The 25,468-nt window shown below is 60.8% G+C and carries 25 protein-coding genes and 1 tRNA gene; 21 read left to right on the top strand and 5 right to left on the bottom strand.

Annotation, left to right across the window (positions count from 1 at the left end; all coding sequences use genetic code 11):
• Window positions 1–54 precede the first annotated feature (54 nt).
• Window positions 55–405 (top strand): hypothetical protein, encoded by a 351-nt coding sequence (locus RM463_RS16110; RefSeq protein ID WP_311430594.1) that lies wholly within the window; start codon window positions 55–57, stop codon window positions 403–405.
• 690 nt (window positions 406–1,095) lie between these two features.
• Window positions 1,096–1,632: an exonuclease domain-containing protein gene (locus tag RM463_RS16115; RefSeq protein WP_311430595.1), complete on the top strand. Its 537-nt coding sequence runs from the start codon at window positions 1,096–1,098 to the stop codon at window positions 1,630–1,632.
• A gap of 28 nt (window positions 1,633–1,660) precedes the next feature.
• Here RM463_RS16115 and RM463_RS16120 read toward each other — a convergent pair whose 3' ends face one another.
• The 3 genes from RM463_RS16120 to ispB all read right to left on the bottom strand — a co-directional run bounded on the left by RM463_RS16120 (window position 1,661) and on the right by ispB (window position 3,588).
• Window positions 1,661–2,083 carry an antitoxin Xre/MbcA/ParS toxin-binding domain-containing protein gene (locus tag RM463_RS16120; RefSeq protein ID WP_311430596.1) on the bottom strand — a complete coding sequence of 141 codons (423 nt, stop codon included), beginning with the start codon at window positions 2,081–2,083 and terminating at the stop codon, window positions 1,661–1,663.
• A 335-nt stretch (window positions 2,084–2,418) separates the two neighbouring features.
• Window positions 2,419–2,495 (bottom strand) — tRNA-Pro (locus RM463_RS16125).
• Between the two features lie 97 nt (window positions 2,496–2,592).
• The gene (gene ispB / locus RM463_RS16130; RefSeq protein ID WP_195689241.1) at window positions 2,593–3,588 is read right to left on the bottom strand and encodes an octaprenyl diphosphate synthase; all 996 of its coding nucleotides are present in this window, start codon (window positions 3,586–3,588) and stop codon (window positions 2,593–2,595) included.
• A 258-nt stretch (window positions 3,589–3,846) separates the two neighbouring features.
• Here ispB and rplU point away from each other — a divergent pair, with 258 nt between their 5' ends.
• From rplU to ispH, 11 genes are all read left to right on the top strand, one after another.
• Complete coding sequence (gene rplU, locus RM463_RS16135; protein WP_132044179.1) at window positions 3,847–4,158, top strand: 50S ribosomal protein L21; 312 nt, start codon at window positions 3,847–3,849, stop codon at window positions 4,156–4,158.
• A gap of 32 nt (window positions 4,159–4,190) precedes the next feature.
• The gene (rpmA, locus tag RM463_RS16140) at window positions 4,191–4,448 is read left to right on the top strand and encodes a 50S ribosomal protein L27 (protein ID WP_132044181.1); all 258 of its coding nucleotides are present in this window, start codon (window positions 4,191–4,193) and stop codon (window positions 4,446–4,448) included.
• A gap of 85 nt (window positions 4,449–4,533) precedes the next feature.
• Window positions 4,534–5,721, top strand: a complete 1,188-nt coding sequence (gene cgtA, locus RM463_RS16145) for an Obg family GTPase CgtA (protein ID WP_311430597.1) — start codon at window positions 4,534–4,536, stop codon at window positions 5,719–5,721.
• Window positions 5,722–5,742: 21 nt separating this feature from the next.
• Complete coding sequence (proB, locus tag RM463_RS16150; RefSeq protein ID WP_311430598.1) at window positions 5,743–6,882, top strand: glutamate 5-kinase; 1,140 nt, start codon at window positions 5,743–5,745, stop codon at window positions 6,880–6,882.
• 384 nt (window positions 6,883–7,266) lie between these two features.
• Window positions 7,267–7,533 carry a 30S ribosomal protein S20 gene (gene rpsT, locus RM463_RS16155; protein WP_132044187.1) on the top strand — a complete coding sequence of 89 codons (267 nt, stop codon included), beginning with the start codon at window positions 7,267–7,269 and terminating at the stop codon, window positions 7,531–7,533.
• A gap of 183 nt (window positions 7,534–7,716) precedes the next feature.
• Entirely contained in the window at window positions 7,717–9,240 is a 1,524-nt protein-coding gene (gene murJ, locus RM463_RS16160) for a murein biosynthesis integral membrane protein MurJ (RefSeq protein WP_311430646.1), read from the top strand.
• Between the two features lie 85 nt (window positions 9,241–9,325).
• The gene (ribF, locus tag RM463_RS16165) at window positions 9,326–10,366 is read left to right on the top strand and encodes a bifunctional riboflavin kinase/FAD synthetase (protein ID WP_311430599.1); all 1,041 of its coding nucleotides are present in this window, start codon (window positions 9,326–9,328) and stop codon (window positions 10,364–10,366) included.
• A gap of 10 nt (window positions 10,367–10,376) precedes the next feature.
• A complete protein-coding gene (gene ileS, locus RM463_RS16170) occupies window positions 10,377–13,220 on the top strand; it encodes an isoleucine--tRNA ligase (RefSeq protein WP_311430600.1) in 2,844 nt (947 codons plus the stop codon).
• Window positions 13,221–13,228: 8 nt separating this feature from the next.
• Window positions 13,229–13,783, top strand: coding sequence for a signal peptidase II (gene lspA, locus RM463_RS16175; protein ID WP_409228884.1), 555 nt, complete (start codon window positions 13,229–13,231; stop codon window positions 13,781–13,783).
• 64 nt (window positions 13,784–13,847) lie between these two features.
• A complete protein-coding gene (gene fkpB / locus RM463_RS16180) occupies window positions 13,848–14,309 on the top strand; it encodes an FKBP-type peptidyl-prolyl cis-trans isomerase (RefSeq protein ID WP_311430601.1) in 462 nt (153 codons plus the stop codon).
• A gap of 192 nt (window positions 14,310–14,501) precedes the next feature.
• Window positions 14,502–15,455 (top strand): 4-hydroxy-3-methylbut-2-enyl diphosphate reductase, encoded by a 954-nt coding sequence (ispH, locus tag RM463_RS16185; protein ID WP_311430602.1) that lies wholly within the window; start codon window positions 14,502–14,504, stop codon window positions 15,453–15,455.
• Between the two features lie 204 nt (window positions 15,456–15,659).
• Here ispH and RM463_RS16190 read toward each other — a convergent pair whose 3' ends face one another.
• Together RM463_RS16190 and RM463_RS16195 are read right to left on the bottom strand one after the other, a co-directional pair.
• A complete protein-coding gene (locus RM463_RS16190; RefSeq protein ID WP_311430603.1) occupies window positions 15,660–15,857 on the bottom strand; it encodes a hypothetical protein in 198 nt (65 codons plus the stop codon).
• A 15-nt stretch (window positions 15,858–15,872) separates the two neighbouring features.
• On the bottom strand, window positions 15,873–16,253 hold the full coding sequence (locus RM463_RS16195) for a hypothetical protein (protein WP_311430604.1): 381 nt from the start codon (window positions 16,251–16,253) through the stop codon (window positions 15,873–15,875).
• Window positions 16,254–16,956: 703 nt separating this feature from the next.
• On the opposite strand from RM463_RS16195, the gene RM463_RS17540 reads away from it, so the two are divergent.
• From RM463_RS17540 to RM463_RS16230, 8 genes are all read left to right on the top strand, one after another.
• The gene (locus tag RM463_RS17540; protein WP_409230098.1) at window positions 16,957–17,451 is read left to right on the top strand and encodes a GspH/FimT family pseudopilin; all 495 of its coding nucleotides are present in this window, start codon (window positions 16,957–16,959) and stop codon (window positions 17,449–17,451) included.
• Window positions 17,448–17,966, top strand: coding sequence for a type IV pilus modification protein PilV (gene pilV, locus RM463_RS16200; protein ID WP_311430605.1), 519 nt, complete (start codon window positions 17,448–17,450; stop codon window positions 17,964–17,966). Before RM463_RS17540 ends, pilV begins: the two co-directional genes overlap by 4 nt.
• Before the next feature lie 5 nt (window positions 17,967–17,971).
• Window positions 17,972–18,919, top strand: coding sequence for a PilW family protein (locus RM463_RS16205; protein ID WP_311430648.1), 948 nt, complete (start codon window positions 17,972–17,974; stop codon window positions 18,917–18,919).
• Complete coding sequence (locus RM463_RS16210) at window positions 18,916–19,467, top strand: hypothetical protein (protein WP_311430606.1); 552 nt, start codon at window positions 18,916–18,918, stop codon at window positions 19,465–19,467. The genes RM463_RS16205 and RM463_RS16210 overlap by 4 nt, the downstream gene beginning before the upstream one ends.
• Window positions 19,468–19,480: 13 nt before the next feature.
• Entirely contained in the window at window positions 19,481–22,993 is a 3,513-nt protein-coding gene (locus tag RM463_RS16215; RefSeq protein ID WP_311430607.1) for a PilC/PilY family type IV pilus protein, read from the top strand.
• A gap of 372 nt (window positions 22,994–23,365) precedes the next feature.
• Entirely contained in the window at window positions 23,366–23,803 is a 438-nt protein-coding gene (locus RM463_RS16220; RefSeq protein ID WP_311430608.1) for a type IV pilin protein, read from the top strand.
• Window positions 23,804–24,208: 405 nt separating this feature from the next.
• Window positions 24,209–25,090 carry a glutathione-dependent disulfide-bond oxidoreductase gene (yghU, locus tag RM463_RS16225; protein WP_311430609.1) on the top strand — a complete coding sequence of 294 codons (882 nt, stop codon included), beginning with the start codon at window positions 24,209–24,211 and terminating at the stop codon, window positions 25,088–25,090.
• Window positions 25,083–25,463: a thioredoxin family protein gene (locus RM463_RS16230; RefSeq protein ID WP_311430610.1), complete on the top strand. Its 381-nt coding sequence runs from the start codon at window positions 25,083–25,085 to the stop codon at window positions 25,461–25,463. The genes yghU and RM463_RS16230 overlap by 8 nt, the downstream gene beginning before the upstream one ends.
• Window positions 25,464–25,468 lie beyond the last annotated feature (5 nt).

Raw genomic sequence — 25,468 nt, forward strand, 5'->3', positions numbered from 1 at the left:
GTTAGAAAAGAGACGTATAGGTTGCGTCTTAACCAATATCAACGCCGAGAGCATATGACTATTTGGGTGGCGGCCGGGCTCGGTGGGTTGATAATTATTTTGGGTGCGAATACCGTACAGGCTGCACCCTCTGGGCTTATATCGTTAATTATTACCTTGGTGATAATTAGTGGTGCATCACTTGCAATGACCCGAGTCAAATTTGAATGGAAAGCTACACAGATTGAGCGTTTAATTGAGCATAAAGAAATACAGCCTGATGATGAGGTGCCAAATATACCAGTGTGGCAGTGGCCGAAACGTGCCGAAATGTGGTGGACAGTATCGTTGTTAAGTGTAACTCTAGCTGGAGTGCTTATGATTTTAGCGACATGGTGGAAACCGGTGTCACAGTTGTGTCATTAAAAATAATATCATGCAATAATTGCGCTGCAATCCGGCGCCTGAATTGTCCTCCCCCACCCCTCCTTCGCTGCCGCTCCGTTTGGTCGACGTCAAGTTAGGCTGAACGCCAACTTTGTACACCAAAGGAATTATTGTGGTTCAGATAGCAGGCATAGAAATGATCGCTTCTGGGGTTAGTTGGCTATCGCCTGAGGAACAAAATGCTCTGCAAAGATTTAGTCTGCTTTTGACGTTGTTTGAAATTCAGTGGAATACAATCGGCATATGAATTGCGTGATCAGCTCGATAATTTCACACGCTAGTGAGTTTTCTGAAGAAGTTTTTGGAGAGAATGTCACGGGGCATATAATATATCACAGCAAATGCGCTCCCTTCGGACGCCGGACGCTCGTTCCTCGCGCTATTTATGTGTAGAATTATATCAGATTACACTGAACTTCCGCTTCTGGCCGATAGCGGCCGTATGCAATCTGGAAGATTCTTTTTCTTGGAGCGAAAGTGACCAAAACAGCATACTCATAACTGTCGGAAACCGAAGCTTTGGGATCGAATCGGTAGCTGGTAAGTGGCAGAGCGAGAGCTGTATCGGCCATGATCGATGCTAAGCTAGTTACCCGAGCAGGCTGGATTTCTGTCTTGCACCTGCGCACTGACGCTGACCGTTCGCGAGAAGAGTAAATAACCGGTTTCATGGATACAACCAACGCTTTCAGCAATCTGCCCTTGCTCACCTTCCTTGATGTCGAGGCATCAGGACTCCAGAAGCCGGATAGCTTTCCCATCGAAATTGGTTGGGCCGATACACTGGGCAACAGTGATGAGTTCCTGATCTACCCGATAGACACCTGGTTCCATTGGGACAAGCAGGCCGAGGCTCTGCATGGCATCACGCATACCCAGCTTCTCGAAGCAGGCATCAGCGTCATCGATGCAGCCTGTCGGCTGAATGACATGCTGGGTGTCGAGAGAGTCTACTGCGACGCGTTGTCGTTCGACGGCTTTTGGCTTGATCGGCTGTTCAAGGCAGCAGGGATGGCGCCCTCATTTCTGCTGACTGATGTTTTCGAGTTATATGGTGCGCTGGGGGCCGAGCTGGCAGAAGAGATGGTGAGAAAACTAAGGGAGATCCCTGCCACGCATCGTGCGCTGGAAGATGCCGAGCGGTACGCGGCGGCATATCGTGAGGTGATGGCAGGCTATCTCATGCAGCAAACAAAAGTTGAGTGAATCAGCCGTGTAAGATTTGGGAGGTCGGTTAGGCACAATATCCATGCTTCAGCTGACCGAGTAACTCCTCCGCCGCCAGTAGGCCGAGTGTTGTGAAAGCGGCGTGCAGCGCGCTGTGACCGCCTAAGGAATGTCGCCGCTGATGCAACCAAGCGAGTGCTTTTTGACGGCTGCCAAATAACACATCAGCCTGCAGGGCGAGCCTGGCCACACGGTACAGGCAGTCGCCTTCGCGCAGGGTGAGCGGTTTCCCTTGGATGCGCCGCTGTCGGAGTGCACGTGAGCTAACGATGCCAATCTCGGTCGGGGCAAGACCGAACTCGTTGAGCCTGTCGAGAGCGGATAGTGGTATGCCGTCATGGATCAGCGCATTTGCACTGGAGCCAGAGTCTCCGCCCAGGAGTTCCAGCAGTGCGCGCTCGATGTCATGGCTAACCGCGACTGAGATCATGGCTCCCGGTATCCTCGGTGATCCATGGGCCGGAATCAGACCGCCAGCCTTGGTCTGACACTGATGCTCATCTTACAGCGGTAGATTGGCTTGGGGCATCCTCACGGTGGCTCGTGGGGCAAGGGGCCTTCCAGTCGATCCATGCCGCTAAGAGGCGCCTTGAGTCGGCGAGGAGGGCTTTCGGCCCTGTTGAGGGGGCTTTGAGTCGTATCGCATGGGTTGGTCTAGTCAGAAGGCAGGCTTCGCAGCTTGCTACCTATTTGCTACCTAGAATCTCAGCAACGAAAAACGGCCACCGCTCAATTGAGCTAAGTGGCCGTTTTTACTGATGTTCTTGGTCGGAGTAGCAGGATTCGAACCTACGACCTCTGCCTCCCGAAGGCAGCGCTCTACCAAGCTGAGCTATACTCCGATGTCGTTCTCGAGGGGGTGTCCCTGATCGACGCAGCGTAGTTTACGCAGCTAGCGGGAAAATGCAACCCCGCCTGGCTTTTTCATGCCTAGCGATTTCATGCCTGGCGATCCACTGCGAGGTGGGCCAGCTCGGCCATGCTGTCGCGGTAGGGGCTTTCGGGCAGCGCCTCGAGCTGAGCCAGGGCCAGGTCGGCCATTTCCACGGCGCGCTGGCGGGTGTACTCCAGGGCGCCGGTGGCGTTGACGATCTCCAGGACCTCCTGCAGGTGATCCAGGCCCCCCTGGCGAATCGCCTTGCGGATCACCTTGGTCTGCTCCGGGGTGCCCTTGGCCATGGCCTGAATCAGCGGCAGGGTGGGCTTGCCCTCGGCCAGGTCGTCGCCGACGTTCTTGCCCATCGCCTCGGCGTCGCCCTGGTAGTCGAGCAGATCGTCGATCAGCTGGAAGGCCAGGCCCAGGTAGCGGCCATAGAGTTGCAGCGCGGTCTCCTGTTCGGGAGTGGCCTCGGCGAGGATGGCGCCGCTATGGCTGGCCGCCTCGAACAGCATGGCGGTCTTGCCCTGGATGGTCTCGAAGTAGGCCGCCTCGTCGATATCCGGGTTGCCCACGTTGGTGAGCTGCTGCACCTCGCCCTCGGCGATCACGCAGGTGGCGGAGGAGAGCACATCCATGATGCGCATGGAGCCCACCTCGACCATCATCTGGAAGGAGCGCGAGTAGAGGAAGTCGCCGACCAGCACCGAGGGGGCGTTGCCCCAGGCATCGTTGGCGGTGGCCTTGCCGCGGCGCAAATGCGACTCGTCCACCACGTCGTCATGCAGCAGGGTGGAGGTGTGCATGAACTCGATCAGGGTGGCCAGGGTGATATGCCGCTCGTCCCGGTAGCCCAGTGCGCGGGCCGCCAGCAGCACCAGCAGCGGGCGCAGGCGCTTGCCGCCGCTGACGATGATGTGCTGGCCGATGGTCTCGACCAGCGGGATGCGTGAGCCGAGCTTGGCCATGATGGTGCGGTTGACGGCGGCGAAGTCCTCGGCCACGACGGCGTGGATCGGGGAGGGGGCGGTGTCGGAAGCGGAAGCGTGGATGGGCATGTAGGCGGTATCAACAGTCGGTTGGGCCGGGGCGAGGCGGCCCCCTGCTGGCCTTGGATTGCCGGCCATGCTATGGGGCGACCTCGGGGGCGTCAAGGCGGCGGCAGAAACGCCCATCTCGCGGGTTGTCTGTCGGGTCGCCTGTCGTTATAATTCGCGACCCACTCATCTCGCTCCCTGTCAGATGGTTGCCGAAAGGGGCGCCACTCGAAGCAGGCCGACGAAGAGCCCAACCCGATGAGTCCTGGAGAGAAAAGCATGTACGCAGTTATCAAGAGCGGTGGCAAGCAGTACCGCGTTCAGGAAGGCCAGACCCTGAAGCTCGAGAAGATCGAAGTCCCGACCGGCGAGTCCATCGACTTCGACGAAGTGCTGCTGGTCGGCAGCGACGACGAGGTCAAGGTCGGCGCGCCCCTGGTTGACGGTGCTAAGGTCTCTGCCGAGGTCGTTTCCCACGGCCGTGGCGACAAGGTCACCATCATCAAGTTCCGTCGCCGCAAGCACAGCATGAAGCGTCAGGGCCACCGCCAGTGGTTCACTGAAGTCAAGATCACCGGGATCTCCGCCTAAGCGGTCCATCCCCCTGAACGGAGGTTTATACCATGGCACATAAGAAGGCAGCGGGTTCTACCCGTAACGGTCGCGATTCTGAATCCAAGCGCCTTGGCGTCAAGCTCTTCGGTGGCCAGGCCGTGACCGCCGGCAACATCATCGTTCGCCAGCGCGGCACCAAGTTCCACGCCGGCACCGGCGTCGGTATCGGCAAGGACCACACCCTGTTCGCTCTGGACGAAGGCGTGGTCAAGTTCGAGACCAAGGGTCCGAAGAACCGCAAGTTTGTCAGCGTCGTCTCTGCCTGAGACACCTGATTCTTGCCGCGAGAAGGCCCCGCCATGGCGGGGCCTTCTTGTATCATGGCGGCATATGCCGCCTGGAGAGTGACAGATGCAGTTCGTCGACGAATCCTCGATCATTGTGGAAGCCGGCAAGGGGGGCAACGGCTGCCTCAGCTTCCGGCGCGAGAAATACGTGCCCAAGGGCGGCCCCGACGGCGGCGATGGCGGCCATGGTGGCAGCGTCTACCTGATCGGTGACGACGCCCTCAATACCCTCATCGACTTCAAGTACCAGCGCTTCTACAAGGCCCAGAACGGCCAGCCCGGCATGGGGCGGCAGATGAGCGGCAAGGCCGGTGAGGACCTGCACATCAAGGTGCCGGTGGGCACCACAGTGATCGACGAGGACACCCTCGAGGTGATCGCCGACGTCACCGAGATCGGCCAGGTGGTGCTGGTGGCCCAGGGTGGCCGCCGCGGGCTCGGCAATATCCACTTCAAGTCCTCCACCAACCGGGCGCCGCGTCGCACCACGCCGGGTACCGATGGCGAGCGCCGCAACCTGCGTCTGGAGATGAAGGTGATGGCCGACGTTGGGCTGCTGGGCATGCCCAACGCGGGCAAGTCGACGCTGATTCGCGCTGTCTCCGCGGCCAAGCCCAAGGTGGCCAACTACCCCTTTACCACCCTGGTGCCCAACCTGGGGGTGGTGAAGCTCGGCCTGCACGAGCACTTCGTGATGGCCGATGTGCCGGGGCTGATCGAGGGTGCCTCGGATGGCGCCGGCCTGGGGCTGCGCTTCCTCAAGCACCTGACCCGTACCCGGCTGCTGTTCCACGTGGTGGATGTGGCGCCCTTCGACGAGTCCGACCCGGTGGAGGCCGCCGAGGCGATCATCCACGAGCTGGGCGAGTTCTCGCCGGCTCTGGCCGAGCTGCCGCGCTGGCTGGTGCTCAACAAGCTCGACCTGCTCCCGCCGGAGGAGCGCGAGGCCACGGCCGACGAGATCGTGCGTCGCCTGGGCTGGGAGGGCCCGGTGTTTCGTGTCTCGGCGATCGGCAGCGATGGCACCGATGCGCTGGTGCAGGCGGCCTACCGCTGGCTCACCGAGCAGCGTCGCCTGGAGAACGAGGATGAGGAGGCCGCCGAGCGCGCCCGCGAGATGCGCGAGCGCATGGAGGAAGAGGCGGTGGCCCGTACCGAGGCACGCCTGGGTCGCAAGCGCAAGCCCTCCGGCGAGGATGATGATGACTTCGATGACGACGACTACGATGTCGAAGTCGAGTATGCGCCCTAAGGGACGAGGCGGATGGGTCGAATGGACAGTGACGAGCAGGTGATGGGGCGCGAGGCGCTGACGGGTGCCCGCCGGGTGGTGGTAAAGATCGGCAGCGCCCTGCTGACCAACGACGGTCGTGATCTCGACGAGGCGGCGATCGGCGGCTGGGTCGATCAGATCGCCACGCTGCATCGGCGTGGCATCGAGGTGGTGCTGGTTTCCTCCGGCGCCGTGGCCGCGGGCATGGTGCGACTCGGCTGGCAGGCGCGCCCCTCGGCGGTGCATGAGCTGCAGGCCGCGGCCGCAGTAGGCCAGAATGGCCTCACCGAGTGCTACGAGGGCCACTTCGCACGCCATGATCTGCTCACCGCCCAGGTGCTGCTGACCCACGATGACCTCTCCAACCGCAAGCGCTATCTCAATGCGCGCTCTGCGCTGCGTACCCTGGTCGACCTGCGGGTGGTGCCGGTGATCAACGAGAACGACACCGTTGTCACCGACGAGATCCGCTTCGGCGACAACGACACCCTGGGGGCCCTGGTGGCCAACCTGCTGCAGGCCGATGCCCTGGTCATCCTCACCGATCAGGAGGGGCTGTTCGACGCCGACCCGCGCGCGAATCCCGAGGCCCGGCTGATCGCCGAGGGGCGTGCCGACGATCCGGCCCTGGCGGCCGTGGCCGGCGGTGGCGGGGCCCTGGGGCGTGGCGGCATGACCACCAAGATTCGTGCCGCCAGCCTGGCAGCGCGCTCCGGTGCCGTCACCGCCATCGCCAGCGGCCGCCAGTCCGATGTGCTGGTTCGGCTGGTCGATGGCGAGCGCCTGGGCACCCTGCTGCGGCCCGACCAGGCCCCCATGGCGGCGCGCAAGCGCTGGCTGGCCGGGCAGCTACAGGTGCGGGGTACCCTGACCCTGGACGCCGGCGCGGTGAAGGTGCTGCGCGAAAGCGGCTCCAGCCTGCTGCCGGTCGGGGTGAGGGCGGCAGCGGGGCAGTTTCGGCGCGGTGATATGGTGCTGTGTGTCGACGAGCAGGGTGAGCGGGTGGCCAAGGGGCTGGTCAACTACGGGGTCGACGATGCGCAGCGCATCATCGGGCAGCCAAGCCACCAGATCGAGGCGATCCTCGGCTTTATGGAAGCGCCGGAACTGATCAACCGCGACAACCTGGTGGTGCTGTAGGCCGGGGCGATTGCAGATGACAGCATCGCTCAAGGCTGTTCCGGCGACAGGCCGTCGAGGGGGCGCTACGAGTACTTCCTTGTAGGCTACCTCGGCCATCCCTGGTCCTCGGACCCCCTCTCCGACCTGTCCCCGGCGCCTTTCGCTATCAACCTGTCGGTAACTGCGATAGTCCTGTGTTATAGACCAGGACCTATGGCAAGCCCCGCCCGGGCTATGGTAGGATGCGCCATCCTCTCAGACACGGCCCGTGAACGATCGCCGCACCAGCAGCGGTCGGCCAGATGGCCAAACCGGCGGTAAAGATGAATCTTTGCTGCCGGATCAATACGTTATCGCAGCCGTCATTACACGGGCGGCGAAGAATCTCCAAGGAGACAGCAAGTGGCAAACAGCAAGCAAGCTCGCAAGCGCGCCCGTCAGGCCGAAGGTCGTCGTGTCCTGAAGGCCAGTCAGCGCAGCATGGTCCGCACCTACATCAAGCGTGTTATCACCGCCATCAACGGTGGTGATCACGCCGAGGCGATGACCGCCTTCCAGAAGGCGCAGCCGGTCATCGACCGCATCGCCGACAAGGACGTGCTCTCCAAGAAGAAGGCCGCGCGCCTGAAGAGCCGCCTGAACAAGCGCATCAAGGCCCTGGCTGCCTAAGCCGGTCCGATGCCATCGAGAACCGGCCGCTGGCCGGGATCTCGTGAAAAAACCGGCTGCGGCCGGTTTTTTTGTGGCCGTTAGTTATCAAGCCGAGGAACAGACGTGGCGGATCGCGAACAGGCGCCACCGGCAGCGGTGGACGAGAACGACAGGGTAGTGGCCCCCAAGGGCGGTGGGCTGATGCGCTCGGGCCTGGTGGTCAGCGTTATGACCATGCTCTCGCGGGTGATGGGCCTGGCGCGTGACGTGGTGATCGCCGCGCTGTTCGGCGCGGGGCAGGGGGCCGACGCCTTCTTCGTCGCCTTCAAGATCCCCAACTTCATGCGCCGGCTGTTCGCCGAGGGCGCCTTCAACCAGGCCTTCGTGCCGGTGCTCTCGGAGTACGCCACCCGGGGCAGCCGACGCGAGGTGCGCGAACTGCTCGATGCCGTCTCCGGTAGCCTGGCCGCGGTGCTGTTCCTGCTGACCGCGCTGGCCATGTTCGCCGCCCCCTGGCTGGTATGGGTGTTCGCCCCCGGTTTCGGGCGTGACCCGGCCAAGCTGGCGCTCACCGCCGACATGCTGCGCCTCACCTTCCCCTACCTGCTGCTGATCTCGCTCACGGCCTTTGCCGGCAGCGTGCTCAACACCTGGAACCGCTTCGCGGTGCCGGCCTTCACCCCGGTGCTGCTCAATCTCTCGCTGATCGGGGCGGCGCTGCTGCTGACACCGCTGATGAGCGAGCCGGCCATGGCGCTGGCCTGGGGGGTATTGATCGCCGGTGTGGCCCAGCTCGCCTTCCAGGTGCCCTTCCTGGTGCGGCTGGGGCTGGCGCCGCGGCCCTGGCCCAGCTTCGCCCATGCCGGCGTCAAGCGGGTCATGAAGCTGATGGTGCCGGCGCTGTTCGGCGTCTCGGTATCGCAGATCAATCTGCTGCTGGATACCGTGCTCGCCTCGTTGCTGGCGGCGGGTAGCGTCTCCTGGCTCTACTACTCCGACCGCCTGGTGGAGCTGCCGCTGGGGGTGTTCGGCATCGCTATCGGCACCGTGATCCTGCCGGCCCTGTCGCGGCGCCATGCCGAGCAGTCCGGCGAGCACTTCAGCGCCATGCTCGACTGGGCGATTCGTGCCGTGCTGCTGCTGGGGCTGCCCGCGGCCCTGGCCCTGGTCCTGCTCGCCGAGCCACTGCTGATCTCGCTGTTCCACTACGGCGCCATGACCGAGCGCGATATCGCCATGGCGGCGATGAGCCTGCGGGCCTACTCGCTGGGGCTGGTGGCCTTCATGCTGATCAAGGTGCTGGCGCCGGGCTTCTTCGCCCGCCAGGACACCAAGACCCCGGTGAAGGTCGGCATCATCGCCATGGTCGCCAACATGGTCTTCAATCTGATCCTTATCTGGCCCCTGGCCCACGCCGGCCTGGCGCTGGCCACCGCGCTCTCGGCGTTCATGAACGCCGGTCTGCTGGGCTGGCTGCTCAGGAAGCAGGGCGTGCTGGTGTTCCAGCCGGGTTGGGGCCGCTATGCGGTACAGCTGCTGGGTGGCTGCGCGGTGATGGGACTTGGCCTCTGGTGGTTCTCCCCCGACTGGCAGGCGTGGCTCGGCTGGGGCGTCTGGCAGCGTGTCGCCTGGCTGGCGGCGCTGGTGATCGGTGGTGCTGGCCTCTACTTCATCTGGCTGGCCGCCACCGGGGTGCGGATCAGGCACTTCAGAATGAAGGGCTAGGCTGGCCCGGCTGTCAAGGGGCCGTCTGTCCGGTATAATCGACGATTTAACCACCATTCGACGCCGAGCGGGGCTCCAGCACGCCATGCAAGTGATTCGAGGACTGCACAACCTGCGCGACGAGCATCGTGGCTGCGTGGCCACCATCGGCAATTTCGATGGCGTCCATCGCGGGCACCAGGCGATTCTCGAGCAGTGTCGCGAACAGGCCCGGCGTCTCGGCCTGCCGGTGACGGTGGTGGTGTTCGAGCCACAGCCCCGCGAGTTCTTCGCCGAAGACCAGGCGCCACCGCGGCTGACTCGCCTGCGCGACAAGGTGCGCCTGCTCGGCGAGGCGGGGGTGGAGCGTGTGCTCTGCCTGCCGTTCAACGATGCCCTGCGCAGCCTGACCGCCGAGGCCTTTATCCAGCGAGTGCTGATCCAGGGGCTGGGCGTGCGCCACCTGGTGGTGGGCGATGACTTCCGCTTCGGCTGCGACCGCCGTGGCGACTTCCATCTGCTGACCGCGGTGGGCGAGGCCGAAGGCTTCGGCGTGGAGCATACCCGCACCTTCACCATCGACGATGAGCGGGTCTCCAGCAGCCGTATTCGCACCCTGCTGGCCAGCGGCAACTTCGAGGCCGCGGCACGCCTGCTGGGGCGGCCCTATCGTCTGGGCGGCCGCGTGGTGGCCGACCAGAAGCTCGGCCGTACCATCGGCGTGCCCACCGCCAATCTGCCCCAGCCGATGCGTTCCCTGGCGTTGCATGGGGTCTATGCGGTACTGACCGAGCTGCCCGATGGTCGCCGTCTGCCGGGGGTGGCCAATATCGGCTGGCGGCCCACGGTGGGCAGCGTGCGGCCGGTGCTCGAGGTGCACCTGTTCGACTTCGACGGTGACCTCTACGGCGCGCGGCTGGTGGTGATGCCCTGTGCCAAGCTGCGCGGCGAGGTGAAGTTCGACGACTTCGCGGCGCTCAAGCATCAGATTGGCCTCGACCAGCAGCGTGCTCGCGATTACTTTTTTCGGCACCCCGAGACCTTCGGTAACGATGATTCTCTTCCTCTGGCATCGGCGCCGCTGGCGCGCGAGGCCGTGACACTCGATTCCTCGGCGGGTATCTCCGCCGACCATGACGACGGCTGATCCCCAGAATATGAGCGACTACAAGCCCACTCTGAACCTGCCAGAAACCGACTTCCCCATGCGCGGCATGCTGCCCAAGCGCGAGCCCGAGCGGCTGGCCCGGTGGCAGCAGCAGGATATCTACCACCGCCTGCGCGAGGCGCGCCAGGGTCGTGAGCTGTTCGTGCTGCACGATGGCCCTCCCTACGCCAATGGCAGCATTCATATCGGTCACGCCGTCAACAAGATCCTCAAGGACATCATCGTCAAGTCGAAGAACCTGGCCGGCTTTGATGCCCCCTACGTGCCCGGCTGGGACTGCCACGGCCTGCCCATCGAGCACAAGGTGGAGACCACCCACGGCAAGCAGCTGGAGCCCGAGCGTGCCCGCGAGCTGTGCCGCGAGTATGCCGCCGAGCAGATCCAGGAGCAGCTCAAGGACTTCGTGCGCCTGGGCGTGATCGGCGACTGGGACAACCCCTACCGCTCCATGGACTACGCCAACGAGGCGGGCGAGATCCGCGCCCTGGCCGACATGGTTGAGGCCGGCTATGTGTTCAAGGGACTGAAGCCGGTCAACTGGTGCTTCGACTGTGGCTCGGCGCTGGCCGAGGCCGAGGTGGAGTACCAGGACAAGCGGTCCGACGCCATCGACGTGGCCTTCCCGGTCGAGGACGCGGACCGCCTGGCGGCCGTCTTCGGCCTGGAGGCGCTGCCCAAGGCGGCCGCGGTGGTCATCTGGACCACCACGCCCTGGACCGTTCCCGCCAACCAGGCGCTCAACATGCACCCGGAGTTCACCTACGCCCTGGTGGACACCGGCGAGCGACTGCTGGTGCTGGCCGAGGAGCTGGTGGAGTCGTGCCTGGAGCGCTTCGGCCTGAGTGGTGAGGTGGTCGCCACCGCCCGTGGCGAGGCCTTCGACGGCATCCGCTTCCGCCATCCGCTCTATGAGCGCCTGTCGCCGGTCTATCTGGCCGACTACGTGGAGTCCGAGGTGGGCAGCACCGGCATCGTCCACTCGGCGCCGGCCTACGGCGTGGATGACTTCGTGACCTGCCGCGCCCACGGCATGACCTTCGACGAGATCGAGAGTCCGGTGCAGGGCAACGGCGTCTACGTCGACAGCCTGCCGTTCTTCGGTGGCCAGATGATCTGGAAGGCCAACCCCCAGATCGTCGCCAAGCTTGAGGAGGTCGGTGCGCTGATGGCCCACAAGCCGATCACCCACAGCTACATGCACTGCTGGCGCCACAAGACGCCGGTGATCTACCGCGCCACCGCCCAGTGGTTCGTGGGCATGGATGTGGCCGGCAAGGATGGTCGCACCCTGCGCGAGCGAGCGCTCGAGGGCATCGAGGCCACCCGCTTTACCCCGGCCTGGGGCAAGGCGCGCCTGCACAGCATGATCGCCAACCGCCCCGACTGGTGCATCTCCCGCCAGCGCAACTGGGGCGTGCCGATCCCGTTCTTCCTGCACAAGGCCAGCGGCGAGCTGCATCCGCGCACCGTCGAGCTCATGGAGGAGGCCGCCAAGCGTGTCGAGGCCGAGGGCATCGATGCCTGGTTCCGCCTCGATCCCGCCGAGCTGCTGGGCGAGGAGGCCGCCGACTACGACAAGGTCACCGATACCCTGGACGTGTGGTTCGACTCCGGCACCACCCATCGCCATGTGCTGCGTGGCTCGCACCCCCACGGCCATGAGAGCGGCCCGCGCGCCGACCTCTACCTGGAGGGCTCCGACCAGCACCGCGGCTGGTTCCACTCCTCGCTGCTGACCGGCTGCGCCATCGACGGCCACCCGCCGTACCGTGGCCTGCTCACCCACGGCTTCACCGTGGATGCCCAGGGCCGCAAGATGTCCAAGTCGGTGGGCAACGTGGTCGCCCCCCAGCAGGTGATGGACAAGCTCGGCGCCGACATCCTGCGCCTGTGGGCCGCCTCCACCGACTACTCCGGCGAGATGGCGGTCTCCGACGAGATCCTCAAGCGCACCGCCGATGTCTATCGCCGCATCCGCAACACCTCGCGTTTCCTGCTCGCCAACCTCAACGGCTTCGAGCCGCAGCGTGACGCGCTGCCATTCGATGAGATGCTGGCCCTGGACCAGTGGGTGGTGGACCGCGCCGCCCAGCTGCAGGCACGCATCGAGACCGCCTATGAGGAGTACCGCTTCCTGGATGTCTACCAGCAGGTACACGGCTTCTGTGCCCGCGAACTGGGCGGCTTCTACCTGGACGTGATCAAGGACCGCCAGTACACCACCCAGGCCGACTCGGTGGCACGCCGCAGCGCCCAGACCGCGCTCTATCACGTGGTCGAGGCGCTCTCGCGCTGGGTGGCGCCGATCCTCAGCTTCACCGCCGAGGAGATCCATGAGCATATCCCCGGGACGCGCGGCGACAGCGTGCTGCTCGAGGAGTACTACACCGGGCTCGAGACCCTGGCCGATGACGCCGAGATGGGCCGCGACTTCTGGGAGCAGGTGCTCAACGTCAAGCAGGCGGTCAACAAGTGCCTGGAGGACGCCCGAAACGCCAAGGCGATCAAGGGCAGCCTGGCCGCCGAGGTCACCCTCTACGTGGACGATGCCCTGCACGCCACGCTGGCCAAGCTGGGCGACGAGCTGCGCTTCGTGATGCTGACCAGCGAGGTGCGCCTGGCGCCGCTGGCCGAGGGTGAAGCGCCTGAGGGGGCCGAGGCCACCGAGCTCGAGGGCCTCAAGGTCGCCGTCAACGAGAGCCCGAACCAGAAGTGCGAGCGCTGCTGGCACCACCGCGAGGATGTGGGCAGCCACGCCGCGCATATCGACCTCTGCGGCCGTTGCATCAGCAATCTGCCGGATGGCCCGGGCGAGACGCGTCACTATGCGTGAGGTGCACTATGCGTGAGTCAGACCCTGCCACGAACGAGGCGGGCAAGGGCGCCGAAGTGGCGGCCGTACCGCCCATGCACCAGCCCCTGCGCTGGCTATGGCTGGCGCTGGCGGTGGTCGTGCTCGACCTGGCCACCAAGTACGCCGCCTCTGCCTGGCTGCAGTTCGCCCGGCCGGTAGAGGTGCTGCCGTTCTTCAACCTGACGCTGCTGCACAACACCGGCGCGGCCTTCAGCTTCCTGGCCAGCCACCCCGGCTGGCAGCGCTGGCTGTTCGCCACCATCGCGGTGGGGGCGAGTATCGGCCTGACGCTCTGGATGCGCCGGCTCAAGCGCGACGAGACGCTGCTCGCGGCGTCGCTGGCGATGATCATCGGCGGCGCCCTGGGCAACCTCTACGATCGCCTGGTGCACGGCTATGTGGTCGACTTCCTCTCCTTCCACGCGGCGGGCTGGTACTACCCCGCCTTCAACGTGGCGGACATCGGCATCACCCTGGGCGCCATCGGGCTGATCTGGGAGTCGGTGATCGGCGAGAAGCGCCGCGCCCGCCAGCGACGCTGACAAGGTTTTTATCGTAGGAGCCCGATTTATCGGGCGATCTTCATTTTATTCGAGTCTGATACCCATGACCGACCATAACAGCCTGCAGCACCGCATCGACGAGGGCATGGAAGTGACCCTGCACTTCACCCTCAAGCTGGAAGACGGCACCGTGGTGGACTCCACCCGCGACAAGGCCCCGGCCACCTTCCAGCTGGGCGACGGCAACCTGCCGCCCGGCTTCGAGCACCCCATGAAGGGCATGAGCGCCGGCGAGAGCGCCACCTTCGAGATCACCCCGGAGCACGCCTTCGGCCAGCACAACCCGCAGAACATCCAGCGCCTCAAGCGCGAGGACTTCGGTGAAGAGCCCCTGGAGATCGGCACCGTGATGTCCTTCGCCGACCCCGCCGGCGGCGAGCTGCCTGGGGTGATCAGCGCCATCGAGGAGGAGCAGGTGGACGTGGACTTCAACCACCCGCTGGCGGGGCGTACCCTGACCTTCGAGGTCGAGATCATCGACGTAGTGCCGGCCACTACCCACTAAGCGATTCCACACCTGGCGGCGCCTCTGATGGCAGGCCTTGGAGGCGTCGGGTTTGCCTCGCTTTGTGCACAATGCCATGCTTGGCGGCTATGCTGGGGTCTGACCCCAAAAGCTCACGCCAAACGTTCTAAAGCTCGCCAGCCTTGGCTATCAGTTTGACTGATGCTGCTTCGCATCAAGGAATTTTTCACCATGCAAATCAGGCTCGCCAATCCCCGTGGCTTCTGCGCTGGTGTCGACCGCGCCATCGAGATCGTCAACAGTGCGCTGGACGTGTTCGGTCCGCCGATCTACGTGCGTCATGAGGTGGTCCATAACCGCTTCGTGGTCGACAGCCTGCGCGAGCGGGGAGCGGTATTCGTCGAGGAGCTCCATGAGGTACCCGACGACGTGATCGTGATCTTCTCCGCCCATGGCGTCTCTCGCGCCGTTCAGGAGGAGGCCGAGCAGCGTGGCCTCAAGGTGTTCGACGCCACCTGCCCGCTGGTCACCAAGGTGCACCTGGAGGTGCTGCGCTACGCCCGTCGTGGCCAGGAGTGCGTACTGATCGGCCACGCCGGCCACCCCGAGGTGGAGGGCACCATGGGGCGCTATGACACCAGCCTCGGTGGCACCATTCATCTGGTGGAGAACGAGGAGGATGTGGCCACTCTCGAGGTGAAGGATCCGAGTCGCCTGGCCTACGTTACCCAGACCACCCTCTCCATGGATGACACCGCCAAGGTGATCGACGCCCTGCGCGCCCGCTTCCCGGACATCCAGGGGCCGCGCAAGGATGACATCTGCTACGCCACCCAGAACCGCCAGGATGCCGTGCGTGAGCTGGCCGACGGCGCGGACCTGGTGCTGGTGGTGGGAAGCCCCAACAGCTCCAACTCCAACCGCCTGCGGGAGCTCTCCGAGCGGGTCGGCACTCCCGCCTATCTGGTCGACAACGCCGACCAGATCGACCCGGCCTGGCTCGAGGGCGTCAATGCCATCGGCGTTACCGCCGGTGCCAGCGCCCCGGAAGTGCTGGTGCAGGGCGTGATCGAGCGGCTCAAGAGCTTCGGTGCCAGCGCCCCCGAGGAGCTTGCCGGCCGCGAGGAGACCATCACCTTCTCCATGCCCCGCGAGCTGCGTGAGCGCGTGATTGTCAGCGAGTAGCGAACGGAACCAAGAGAGTAGGCCGGAGGAGAATAAGTAGAAAGGGCAGAAAAGCGAACGCCGCCATCATGCAGATGACGGCGGCGCTTCTGTAAGGGGATGCCTCCTGTGGAAGCCCGGGTTTCCCCGCCCGAAACCGCCTAGCGGTGAGACGCCGTCAGGCGCCTCGTATCAGGCAGAACGGCCAGAACCAGTCAGCAACACTCAGAACCGCCATCCCAAGCTTACCTCCGCGCCCACTGGCGCATTCTGAACTCTATCTCCTGGCCCGGCCCCCATGGGGGGCTCGTCGCGTACCGCCTCCTCCGGCGAGTAGAAGGCCAGGCCGGCGTGGAACATCTGCGAGATGTCGAAGTCTCTTTGCTCGGCTAAGAGCCCACGGTAGTCGTCGAACTCCTCCATCTTCAGCACCTTGCGTCAGCTCAGGTCACCGCGCAGCACGTCGGTGAGCTGGCCCTGCCAGCCAAGCTGGAAGCCGTACCCCCAGGCGTCGTCGGTGCCGTTGTTGGAGAGCGCACCCGGACCGGACGAGGAGCGGGCGAAGCTGTCGAGGCCCGTGGCCGAGAAGCGCTGGTAGGCAATCACCGGGGAGATACCGATGGCGTGATTCTCGTTTAAGCGCCAGGTCCAGGTCGGCGCGATAAACAGCTGCTCTAGGTTCACCCCGGCCTTGCCGGCGCCGAAGGTGCCCCGGTCGCGGCCGCTGTACTCGGTGTTCAGGCTGCCGCTGGCAAACGCCGATACGCTCAGGGTCTGGCGCTCGCTGATCTGGCGGTTGTAGCCGGTGCTGGGGTTCACGAAGACATCGTATTAGTGTCTTGTCATTCTATCTGTGGGCCGGCTTGATGACACATAATGAAATTTTATGTAACGGCAAAGCTTGAGTGTATGCGAGTCCAGCTCACAACCTGAATGCGAGAGACAGTGACCAACGTATCAACAGCAATAACCTTAGCGAGTTATTGCGCGCTCGGTGCTGTCAGTCGGTGTGGGATAGCGAAAATAATTCGTAACCGATGACTGCCTGCTTGTCGATGAAAATCAGGTCCGTCAGATGGTTGGTCGCTGTGATGCTGGTGTGAGCCAGGGTGGTGCGGGCGACTGCAATGCCTTGATTGGCAGTACCGTGGTCATGGGAAAAGCACCTGCAGACCGCAATGGGATGGCTTGTCTGAAGCACTGATAGCATTTGAAGTGATGATTCATCACACGCTACTGCTCGGAGAAAGTGTAGCGTTTTAGATGTAATTATATGCAATTCAGTTATATTTGGGTAAGCCAACTACCCGTGATATGCATGATTTCTCCAATCTTCGCCGAGGAGCATGCTTAAGCGGCTTCCAGCCAGGCCGCATGGTATTTTTAAGCCCTTACACTATCGGAACCCTAGTTTTTGATACATACTGAAACAAAATACTCGCCATACAGGGAGACGCATCGCATGTCCCAGACGGGCCTTCCTTGTCAAGCAGGACTCCACTGGGGGCGACACAAGCGGGGGATGTCAGGCTTCACGCTGTTAGAGTTGATGGTCACTGTCGCCCTGGTGGCGATCATTGCTATGGTCGGAGTTCCCTCCTGGCAGACACTGGTGTCGAGAATGCAAGTGGAAAGTGACCTAAGGTCTCTGAAGTATGGGCTTTCACTCGCACGAAGCGAGGCAGTGTCAATTGGTGATGAGGTGAGTCTATGCCCCTATCCGACTGGTTTTAACGACCAGGTGGATATTGTCTGCGGGAATGATTGGCAGGAAGGATGGGTCGTCTACCGTGGAAATAATGACACTATCGAGGCAGGTCGAGGCATTTGGGTTCATGGAAGTAGCGAGGCCCAAGTGATTTTGGGAGGGGCTTCCAGAGTTACCTTCGACTCATTGGGAACTTTGAGTGCGGGTAATAGTACCTGGAAAATATGTACGGGCGACTCGCAAATGGATTTGGTGTTGGCCCCTTCTGGGCGTAGTCGTGTCAACCGAGATGGAAGTGGTTGCTCATGAATATCCGCCAAATTAACCTAACAAACACTAACATGAATTTCAGTTCGGCGGATTATGGTCATCTTTCATCGCCCCCGTTTAGGCAGAGAGGTGTCGGGCTGGTCGAGGTTCTCGTTGCCTTGTTGTTATTGAGCATTGCGTTGCTTGGCATGGCACGATTGCAACTGGAAACCATGCAGGATCAAAGGTTAAGTTATAATCGTACGGTAGCGCATTTATTGGCACAGGAAATGGCAGAAAGAATTCAGGCCAATGCCGATGCCGTTGATAACTATAGTGTGTCTAATTTGAAAAGCCGTGAATTGAGTGGAGGATGTAGTAAAGAATGCACTTCCGAAGATTTGGCGTCTCAAGACTTGGATGACTGGCAAGAAAATCTTCAGGACTCGACACTGACCGATGCGGATGCCGATATTGCCGTTGATGACAGTGAAGTGACCTTGACATTACGTTGGCAGGATGCACGTAGTGGTGAGGCCAGAGAGGAAGTGTTTATCTTCGAGGTGCTTGAATAATGAGAATGAGACAGCGTGGGGTGAGCCTCGTCGAGTTGATGATATCCTTGGTGTTAGGGCTGCTGGTCATTGCACTGGCTGTTCAAATGCTCTTGGGAACTCGTGCCAGCATGAGTACACAGGATGCAATGTCCTACCTTCAGGAATCTGCTCGCTATGTTTCCTTCCGTTTGCAGCCACTGTTGCGTAATGTTGGTTACGCAGGTTGTGCCAATGCCAACAAGCTGAGTACATCGGATTCTGTAATTGGCACATACGATTTGCAAACTCCGTTGGGGGGTAGCCAGGATACAAATCGTGGATTGAGCTATTGGCAGTTGACTTTTCTTCAAGCTGACAAGGTGACCGAGGTTGCGCTTGCTTCGCCCATGAGCTCGCCTGCAGGTGTAATAAGATTTTCTAAACAAGATGCAGCACTCTTCGATACAGCAAGTGGTGAGAAAACCGCATTAGTGACCGATTGCGATACCACTGATGTCTTTGTCGTCGACAAGAATGATGATGAAAGCGTGGAGCCTAAGGATAGTTTGAGCAAGGCGTATGGTGCTCAACAATCCGCCATTAGTTCACTCTATGTCCTCAAAGCCTGGCGACTGGTTCTTGATGACCAGGCGGGAACGGGAGAGAGGGCCCTCTTCCTGGATAGGACTGCAGACATCACTGGCAATGGCGTTGGCGGAAGAGAGGAGCTGGTTGCAGGTGTTACTGGGTTTGACGTGACCTTTAGTCTGGATACCGATAATGATGGGCAGATCGATAGACTCAAGGTGCCAGCGGAAGACATCGATACTTGTGCTGAGTGTGATTGGGATAATGTGAGACGTATCGAGATCGCCTTGACCCTGAGTACCCAGCCTGGAGTCGTCCCCGGCGGCGACGATAACGGGCGGCTGGAGCGAACCTTCAATCTGACCTTCACGCCCCGTAACCTACAGTTTCGGGAGGGAGCGTGAGAAGACACTTCAACAGACAGCAGGGGGCCGCTCTTTTAGTTGTGCTGGTGATGCTGGTGGTAGTGGGTCTTATCGCTATTACTGGCGCCGAGGATGCTCAACTACAGAGCAAGATGAGCATCAACAACCGCCTCCGTGAGCAAGCGGCATATAATGCGGAACGGTTATTGATTAATGTTGAGAATCAACTGCAAGGCAATCTCGAGGATGGGACCTGGGGAGTGCCGCAGAGTTTCGGAAATGGCCAGGTGGCTGGTCTGTATCACCCTGGCCCAAAAGGGAGTGATACAGCCTTCGACGCCGTAGATGGGGATTGGAGTAAGGGAGTCGAACTGAGCTTGAGTGATGATGCCAATTATGACTATGACTACCAGAGTAGTGGTCGCTGGATCATCGAGTATCTTGGCCGCGCCGGGGCGGCGCCGGTCAACTACAAGAATGCCGTGAACGATCAGCGGCCTTACACCTTTCGGATCACGGTGCGGGGAGAGGCTGGAGGCAGTGCAACGGCCATCGTGCAGAGTGAGATCCGCCTCGAGCCCAACTGATAGAGGATTAAGTATGCTTCCTATTATAGTTCCGCTGTTGGTGCTGTGGTCATCTTCGCTCCTGGCCGCTCCCGGCGATATTGCTCAAGCCCCGGTGTCGCAGTCCACCGGAGTCAAGCCCAATATCATGCTGATTCTAGATGACTCGGGCAGCATGACCTTCGAAGACACTCTTAACAATGGGGTCGAGGCTGAGTTCGATCTTGTACCTACCGATTCGGTTCGGGGGTATGGTCTAATATATGAAGACTCCGTGTGCGTGAATTGGGAACAGGGTTGGTGGGGAGAGAGGTGGTGCACCGAGCGTGAGAGTGGGTATCAGGTAAAAAACCACCTTTACGCGGCTCTGGGAACCTGCCGTGGATTCAACGTGATGGCCTATGATCCTGAGATCACCTACTCGCCGTGGGTCGGGTTCGATGAGGCGCCCCTTTCAGATATCGATTCGCTCTACTATCTGCGCTGGGATGACGAAGATGCCGATGGTGAGTACGACTTTGGTGAATGCGGGTATTCGAAGAGCGGTAGTGATTATGTCCAGGGTAACGATCACCGTATCGATCTTTCCGGCGGTGGCCTATCCCAGGCGCAGAAGCAGAATTATGCCAACTGGTTTTATTATTACCGCGACCGAATGAAGGCATCGCAGGGAGCGCTGTTGGGCCTGGTGGGTAATGTGAATGGCAGAATAGGCTTCAACACGATTCATGATCGCCAGGATGTAGATGTCGAGGATCTGACGGAGGGTCAGAGAACTTCGCTGGCAACGGCAATCATGGAGGCTTCGGGAAGTGGTGATACCCCGCTACGCTCTGCCTTGAATCGTACGGGTCAGCTTTTCTCTGACCCTAATGATACACCCATCCTGTCGAAAGAGCTGGGGGGGATGTGCCAGCAGAACTATGCCGTGCTGATGAGTGACGGCTATTACGACCTGGAAAGCGGTTTGCCTTCCATTGGCAATGTTGATGGCGGTAACCATGACCTCATTCGTGAAAGCGACAAGGACGACGTGTCCTATACGCTGGCCGACTTTGCCATGAAGTACTACATAGAGGATCTTTCCGACCTGGAAGACCTGGTTCCCATCGTGCCAGGCGTCGATGAAAACCCTGCCCAGCATCTTGTCACCTACACGGTCGGGTTCGGTGTCAACGGCACACTGGATGCTAATCCGACTCAGGCCGACCAGCCTTTCGATGGGTGGCCAGAAGGGCCTACCAGCAACATCGCCCAGACATTGTATGCCGTCGATGACATGCGTCACGCGGCATGGAACTCGAGAGGTAAATTCCTGAGTGCCGCGGACCCCGTCGCATTGCAAGCTGCATTTTATGATATTGCTAGTGATATATCGGCACGCTCAGTGAGCACCGGCAGTCTGGCGATCAGTCGCTTCGAGACGGGAAATGGTAATGTGGTCTTGCAGACTCAGTATGATCCCAAGACCTGGGAAGGAGATGTGTTGGCGAGAAAGCTCGATGAAGATGATGGGTCGCTGAAGTCGCCTACTTGGTCCTTCTCGGAAGCTCTCAAGAGCACGGACTTTGCTACACGTAATGTCTATACTTACAATCCCGAAGGTGATGAGGGACATAAGGCCTTCGAGTTTCGCGCCAGTAACTGGAATAACGATCCCGGTGACCGCTTCAGTCAGACCCAGAAGCGGGACTTGCGAAAGGGGTTTCGTCAGGATGGTGGGCGGCGTTACTCGGCGATCGGCCGTGCAGATTTCATCAACTTTTTTCGTGGTGATGACCAGCATGAGGGCGTGTTGAGGGAACGGGTAAGCCCCTTCTTGGGGGATATCATCAACTCATCGCCGGTGATTGTTGATGGTCCAGCAGGCAGCTATCCGGACAAGATAGAGGATGATAGCTATTCGGCATATCGGCATTCAATTATGGATAGGGGGTCAGTAGCTTATGTAGGCTCCAACGGTGGGATGTTGCATGCGATCGATATGACGGATGGTAGCGAGTTATTCACCTTTATCCCGCATGGCCTGTTCAGCACCGAAGCCGGAAAGGGACTTCACCTGCTGGCCGGAAAAGATTATGTGCACCGCTACTACGTGGATGGTAACCCCGTGGCCCGTGATGCCTTTATCAAAACCGGCAGTGGTCCCGCCGCCTGGCACACCGTGCTGCTGGGCGGACTTGGCGGTGGGGGCAAGTCGGTCTATATGCTGGATATTACCGATCCTCTAGACTTCGGTACGGCCGCGGATGTGGTCAAATGGGAGTTTTCGCATCCAAACCTGGGGTATACCTTCAGCGACATCGAGGTCGCCAAACTGGCGGATGGGGACTGGTATGCGATCTTCGGCAATGGCTACAACGCCGATCAGGGGCATGGCCAGGCCTCGCTGTTTATGGTGAACCTCGAGAATGAAAGTGACTTTATCGAGCTCACTACCGGGGTGGGCTCGAGAGAGAGCGGGCAGAGTTGTACCTACGAGGGCAGCGATTGCAACGGACTTTCCAGCCCGGAAATTGCGGATCTGGATGGAGACGGCATCTATGACTGGGTCTATGCCGGCGACCTGCACGGTAATGTCTGGGCCTTCGACCTGACGGCCTTTGATGGAACTGCTGATTCGACGTCTACCCTGCGGCTTTTCGAGTCCTGTGCTGATCCATCCAAGAGGGACGACTTCAACAGCGATAATAACAGTGCTTGCCAGTCGGATGACCGCCAACCGATCTCGACTCGCGTAGCCGTAGAGAGAAATCCACTCTTCGCTGGCTCGAAAAGTGAGCCCTACTTGAATGTGTACTGGGGGACGGGCCAGATGTTAGCGGCCGATGATGTTAGCGATAGGTCATCCCAGACCTTCTACAGTGTTCTGCATACGGGTAAAGAACCCCCTAAAGTAACCGAGCCTGCCTACTATCATGAAGACCTTCAAGAACAGGAATTCATATCGCCCACCGATATGGATGGCAATGCTACCGGTGCTCGTTATGCGAGCGGAAGCGCCGTGGACTACCTGGGTGCCAACCCAGATCCATTGCCGGACCTTAACCCCGGTAAAGACTCTGCCAAGCAGTACGGCTGGTATATCAATCTGACAGATGATGGCGAGCGGCTTGTCAGGCGGCCGGTGATAGCCGGTGATCTGGTCGCCTTCAATACGACGGTGCCCGGGGTCGGCAGCATCTGTGAGGCCGCATCTCGAGGTTGGCTAAATGCCTTGAGTTTGTCCAATGGCCTTCCGCCAAGACGTGGTTATGGAGCCTATGATGCCACCGCAGGAAAAAATCAGGTGTTTGATTACAATCAGGATGGAGAATTCTCGTCAGAAGATCTGGTAGAGCAGCAGAGTGATGGTGAATCAAACATCATTGATGGTGAGGTAGTCGTGTCGATACAGATGGAAGGGGAGCCGACGGCGCCGGAATTTATCGGTGAAAACCAGTATGTCGGTGTAACCAATGGGCGCGGCGACGGAATTCTGCTACAGAAGACACAAATTATATCCGATGCTTCCCTCGGGCGTACCGGTTGGTACCAGATTCGCTAGTGGAGATATCGTGTTGATCATGTCTCGTATACATAGACTCATCTTTGTCGGCCTATTGACTGCCACAATTCCGACGTTGGCCCAGCAGTCAGGCCCCAGCATTGATCGCGTGCCTGATAGGAGTGACGTAAATACTCAGAACATTACTAGTGAGGTGGCGCGGGTAGACTGGAATGAGAATGGGTTCTATCTTTTGTTGGATGCTGATATCTATCTTCGCGTTACTAGGAAAACCATGATTCTGGATGCTCAGGAAAAGCCACTATCTCTGCTCAGCTTGGAAGAGGGGGACCGCGTCGCGATAAGTTATGATGTGCGTGGACAGCCGAAAACAGCGGTATTTATTCAACGCCTCCCGAGGGGAGGGCGGCCATGATGGTGGTTCGGCAGAATCGAGGCTTCACCCTCATAGAGCTGATGATCGCGGTGGCCGTGGTCGGCATATTGGCGGCGATTGCCTATCCCAGTTACCAGCAGTATGTCGAACGGACACGGCGCGGTGACGCCATCGTGACATTAATGAGCCTGGCTCAGGCTCAGGAGCGGCACATGGCGCGCTGCGGTGAATATGCTAGGTCCATCACCGCCGACGCGACATGTGCTGATCAGGGGTTGGGTCGAGCCACCACCAGCGACGAGGGATTTTACACTCTCGCCCTGAGTGCGAGTGCTGCTTCCTATACCCTCACAGCCACACCTCAAGGCCCGCAGGCTGACGATGAGCTGTGCAGTGAGTTTTCGCTGAATCAGTTGGGACAACGTGCCGCAGAGGATGCCGATGAAAAGGATAGCACCGAGCTGTGCTGGTAGTATTAGACATATGCCAGGCTATTACTCCGTTCATTATTTTTGTTTTCACGCTTCTCTGAGTGACGGCTGATTGATACCTCACCGTCGGGAGCACCACCGCTACAACGATATATATTGCATTGGCCGGCACAGGCCAGTCGATGGGCCTGTGGTCTTAACCCCCACTTTAGATGATTCTTCAGTGCGCAAGGCCGCCCCTTTATGTGCAGCACTGAGCATAGAGGAGGTTGGTGCACAGTCCAGTGAGCTATGCAGTCCTGCATGGTTATTGTGGACTACCCACGCTCAGTGTCAGTAAGTGTGCCAGCCCGGCGGCTCGAATCCGAAACCTTAACCCGCTATCGTTTGTCGGAGCCTCACATGCCGTCGCCGATGACCGGAGCGGCTTCGCAACCAGGAGTCAGCATGAGCGAACAGAATCAGTACGTGCCGCCCAAGGTGTGGAAGTGGGAACGAGCCAGCGAAGGCGCCTTCGCCAGCACCAACCGCCCGGTCGCCGGGGCAACTCATGAGAAGCCGCTGCCGGTGGGCGAGCACCCCTTCCAGCTCTACTCCCTGGCCACCCCCAACGGGGTCAAGGTCACGGTGATGTTCGAGGAGCTGCTGGCGCTGGGGCATCAAGACGCCGAGTACGACGCCTGGCTGATCCGCATCGGCGATGGCGACCAGTTCGGCAGTGGCTTCGTCGAGGCGAACCCCAACTCCAAGATCCCGGCGCTGATGGATCACTCCACCACGCCGCCCACCCGGGTGTTCGAGTCCGGCTCCATCCTGCTCTACTTGGCGGAGAAGTTCGGTGAGTTTCTGCCGAGCGATCACGTCGCGCGTACCGAGACCCTGAATTGGCTGTTCTGGCAGATGGGCAGCGCGCCCTTCCTGGGTGGCGGCTTCGGGCACTTCTACGCCTATGCGCCGGAGATGCTCGAGTACCCCATCGACCGCTACGCCATGGAGGCCAAGCGCCAGCTCGATGTGCTGGATCGCCACCTAGCTGAGAATCGTTACCTGGCCGGCGACACCTACACCATCGCCGATATGGCCACCTGGCCCTGGTATGGCCAGCTGGTGCTGGGGCGGCTCTATGATGCCGGCGAGTTCCTGCAGGTGCAGGAGTACACCCACGTGGTGCGCTGGGCTCGGGAGATCGACGAGCGCCCGGCGGTGCAGCGCGGACGCATGGTCAACCGCACCTTCGGCGAGCCCGAGATGCAGCTCCATGAGCGTCACGCGGCCGAGGACTTCGCCACCCGCACCCAGGACAAGCTTGCCGACGGTGATGATGAGTAAGCCGCGTGAGCCGAGTGTGAGGGGCGAGGCGAGTGCGCTGCGCCCTGTCTCCTCCCTTGAGGAGCTGGCGGCGCTGGAGGCGGAGTCCCCGGCGCTGCTGGTGCTCTATGGCGGCCCGGCTTGTGGGGTGTGTCAGGCGATCAAGCCGCGCATCGAGGCGATGCTGGCCGAGTCGTTTCCCGCCATGCGGGGCGTCTATGTGGATTGCCAGGGCGAGGGGCAGTCGGTGTGTGCCCAGCGCCAGGTGTTCAGCCTGCCGGTGATACGGCTGTGGTTCGACGGTCGCCCGTTCGACGAGTTCGTGCGCGCCTTTTCGCTGGCGGCGCTGCATCGCTCGATCGAGCGCCCTTACCACAAGGGAAATCAGGCCTGAGAGAA

Origin of the sequence: Halomonas sp. LES1 (assembly GCF_031846005.1) — a bacterium.
Taxonomy (GTDB): Bacteria; Pseudomonadota; Gammaproteobacteria; order Pseudomonadales; family Halomonadaceae; genus Halomonas.

Excerpts from the sequence above, each read along its gene's own strand:
- lspA (WP_409228884.1), top strand. The coding sequence starts at position 13,229 with ATGCGTGAGTCAGACCCTGCCACGAACGAGGCGGGCAAGGGCGCCGAA.
- murJ (WP_311430646.1), top strand. The coding sequence starts at position 7,717 with ATGCGCTCGGGCCTGGTGGTCAGCGTTATGACCATGCTCTCGCGGGTG.
- fkpB (WP_311430601.1), top strand. The coding sequence starts at position 13,848 with ATGACCGACCATAACAGCCTGCAGCACCGCATCGACGAGGGCATGGAA.
- ribF (WP_311430599.1), top strand. The coding sequence starts at position 9,326 with ATGCAAGTGATTCGAGGACTGCACAACCTGCGCGACGAGCATCGTGGC.
- RM463_RS16120 (WP_311430596.1), bottom strand. The coding sequence starts at position 2,083 with ATGATCTCAGTCGCGGTTAGCCATGACATCGAGCGCGCACTGCTGGAA.
- yghU (WP_311430609.1), top strand. The coding sequence starts at position 24,209 with ATGAGCGAACAGAATCAGTACGTGCCGCCCAAGGTGTGGAAGTGGGAA.
- ispB (WP_195689241.1), bottom strand. The coding sequence starts at position 3,588 with ATGCCCATCCACGCTTCCGCTTCCGACACCGCCCCCTCCCCGATCCAC.
- proB (WP_311430598.1), top strand. The coding sequence starts at position 5,743 with ATGGACAGTGACGAGCAGGTGATGGGGCGCGAGGCGCTGACGGGTGCC.
- RM463_RS16115 (WP_311430595.1), top strand. The coding sequence starts at position 1,096 with ATGGATACAACCAACGCTTTCAGCAATCTGCCCTTGCTCACCTTCCTT.
- ispH (WP_311430602.1), top strand. The coding sequence starts at position 14,502 with ATGCAAATCAGGCTCGCCAATCCCCGTGGCTTCTGCGCTGGTGTCGAC.
- rpmA (WP_132044181.1), top strand. The coding sequence starts at position 4,191 with ATGGCACATAAGAAGGCAGCGGGTTCTACCCGTAACGGTCGCGATTCT.
- RM463_RS16220 (WP_311430608.1), top strand. The coding sequence starts at position 23,366 with ATGATGGTGGTTCGGCAGAATCGAGGCTTCACCCTCATAGAGCTGATG.
- pilV (WP_311430605.1), top strand. The coding sequence starts at position 17,448 with ATGAATATCCGCCAAATTAACCTAACAAACACTAACATGAATTTCAGT.
- RM463_RS17540 (WP_409230098.1), top strand. The coding sequence starts at position 16,957 with ATGTCAGGCTTCACGCTGTTAGAGTTGATGGTCACTGTCGCCCTGGTG.
- RM463_RS16190 (WP_311430603.1), bottom strand. The coding sequence starts at position 15,857 with ATGGAGGAGTTCGACGACTACCGTGGGCTCTTAGCCGAGCAAAGAGAC.
- rplU (WP_132044179.1), top strand. The coding sequence starts at position 3,847 with ATGTACGCAGTTATCAAGAGCGGTGGCAAGCAGTACCGCGTTCAGGAA.
- cgtA (WP_311430597.1), top strand. The coding sequence starts at position 4,534 with ATGCAGTTCGTCGACGAATCCTCGATCATTGTGGAAGCCGGCAAGGGG.
- RM463_RS16110 (WP_311430594.1), top strand. The coding sequence starts at position 55 with ATGACTATTTGGGTGGCGGCCGGGCTCGGTGGGTTGATAATTATTTTG.
- RM463_RS16215 (WP_311430607.1), top strand. The coding sequence starts at position 19,481 with ATGCTTCCTATTATAGTTCCGCTGTTGGTGCTGTGGTCATCTTCGCTC.
- RM463_RS16230 (WP_311430610.1), top strand. The coding sequence starts at position 25,083 with ATGAGTAAGCCGCGTGAGCCGAGTGTGAGGGGCGAGGCGAGTGCGCTG.
- RM463_RS16205 (WP_311430648.1), top strand. The coding sequence starts at position 17,972 with ATGAGACAGCGTGGGGTGAGCCTCGTCGAGTTGATGATATCCTTGGTG.
- ileS (WP_311430600.1), top strand. The coding sequence starts at position 10,377 with ATGAGCGACTACAAGCCCACTCTGAACCTGCCAGAAACCGACTTCCCC.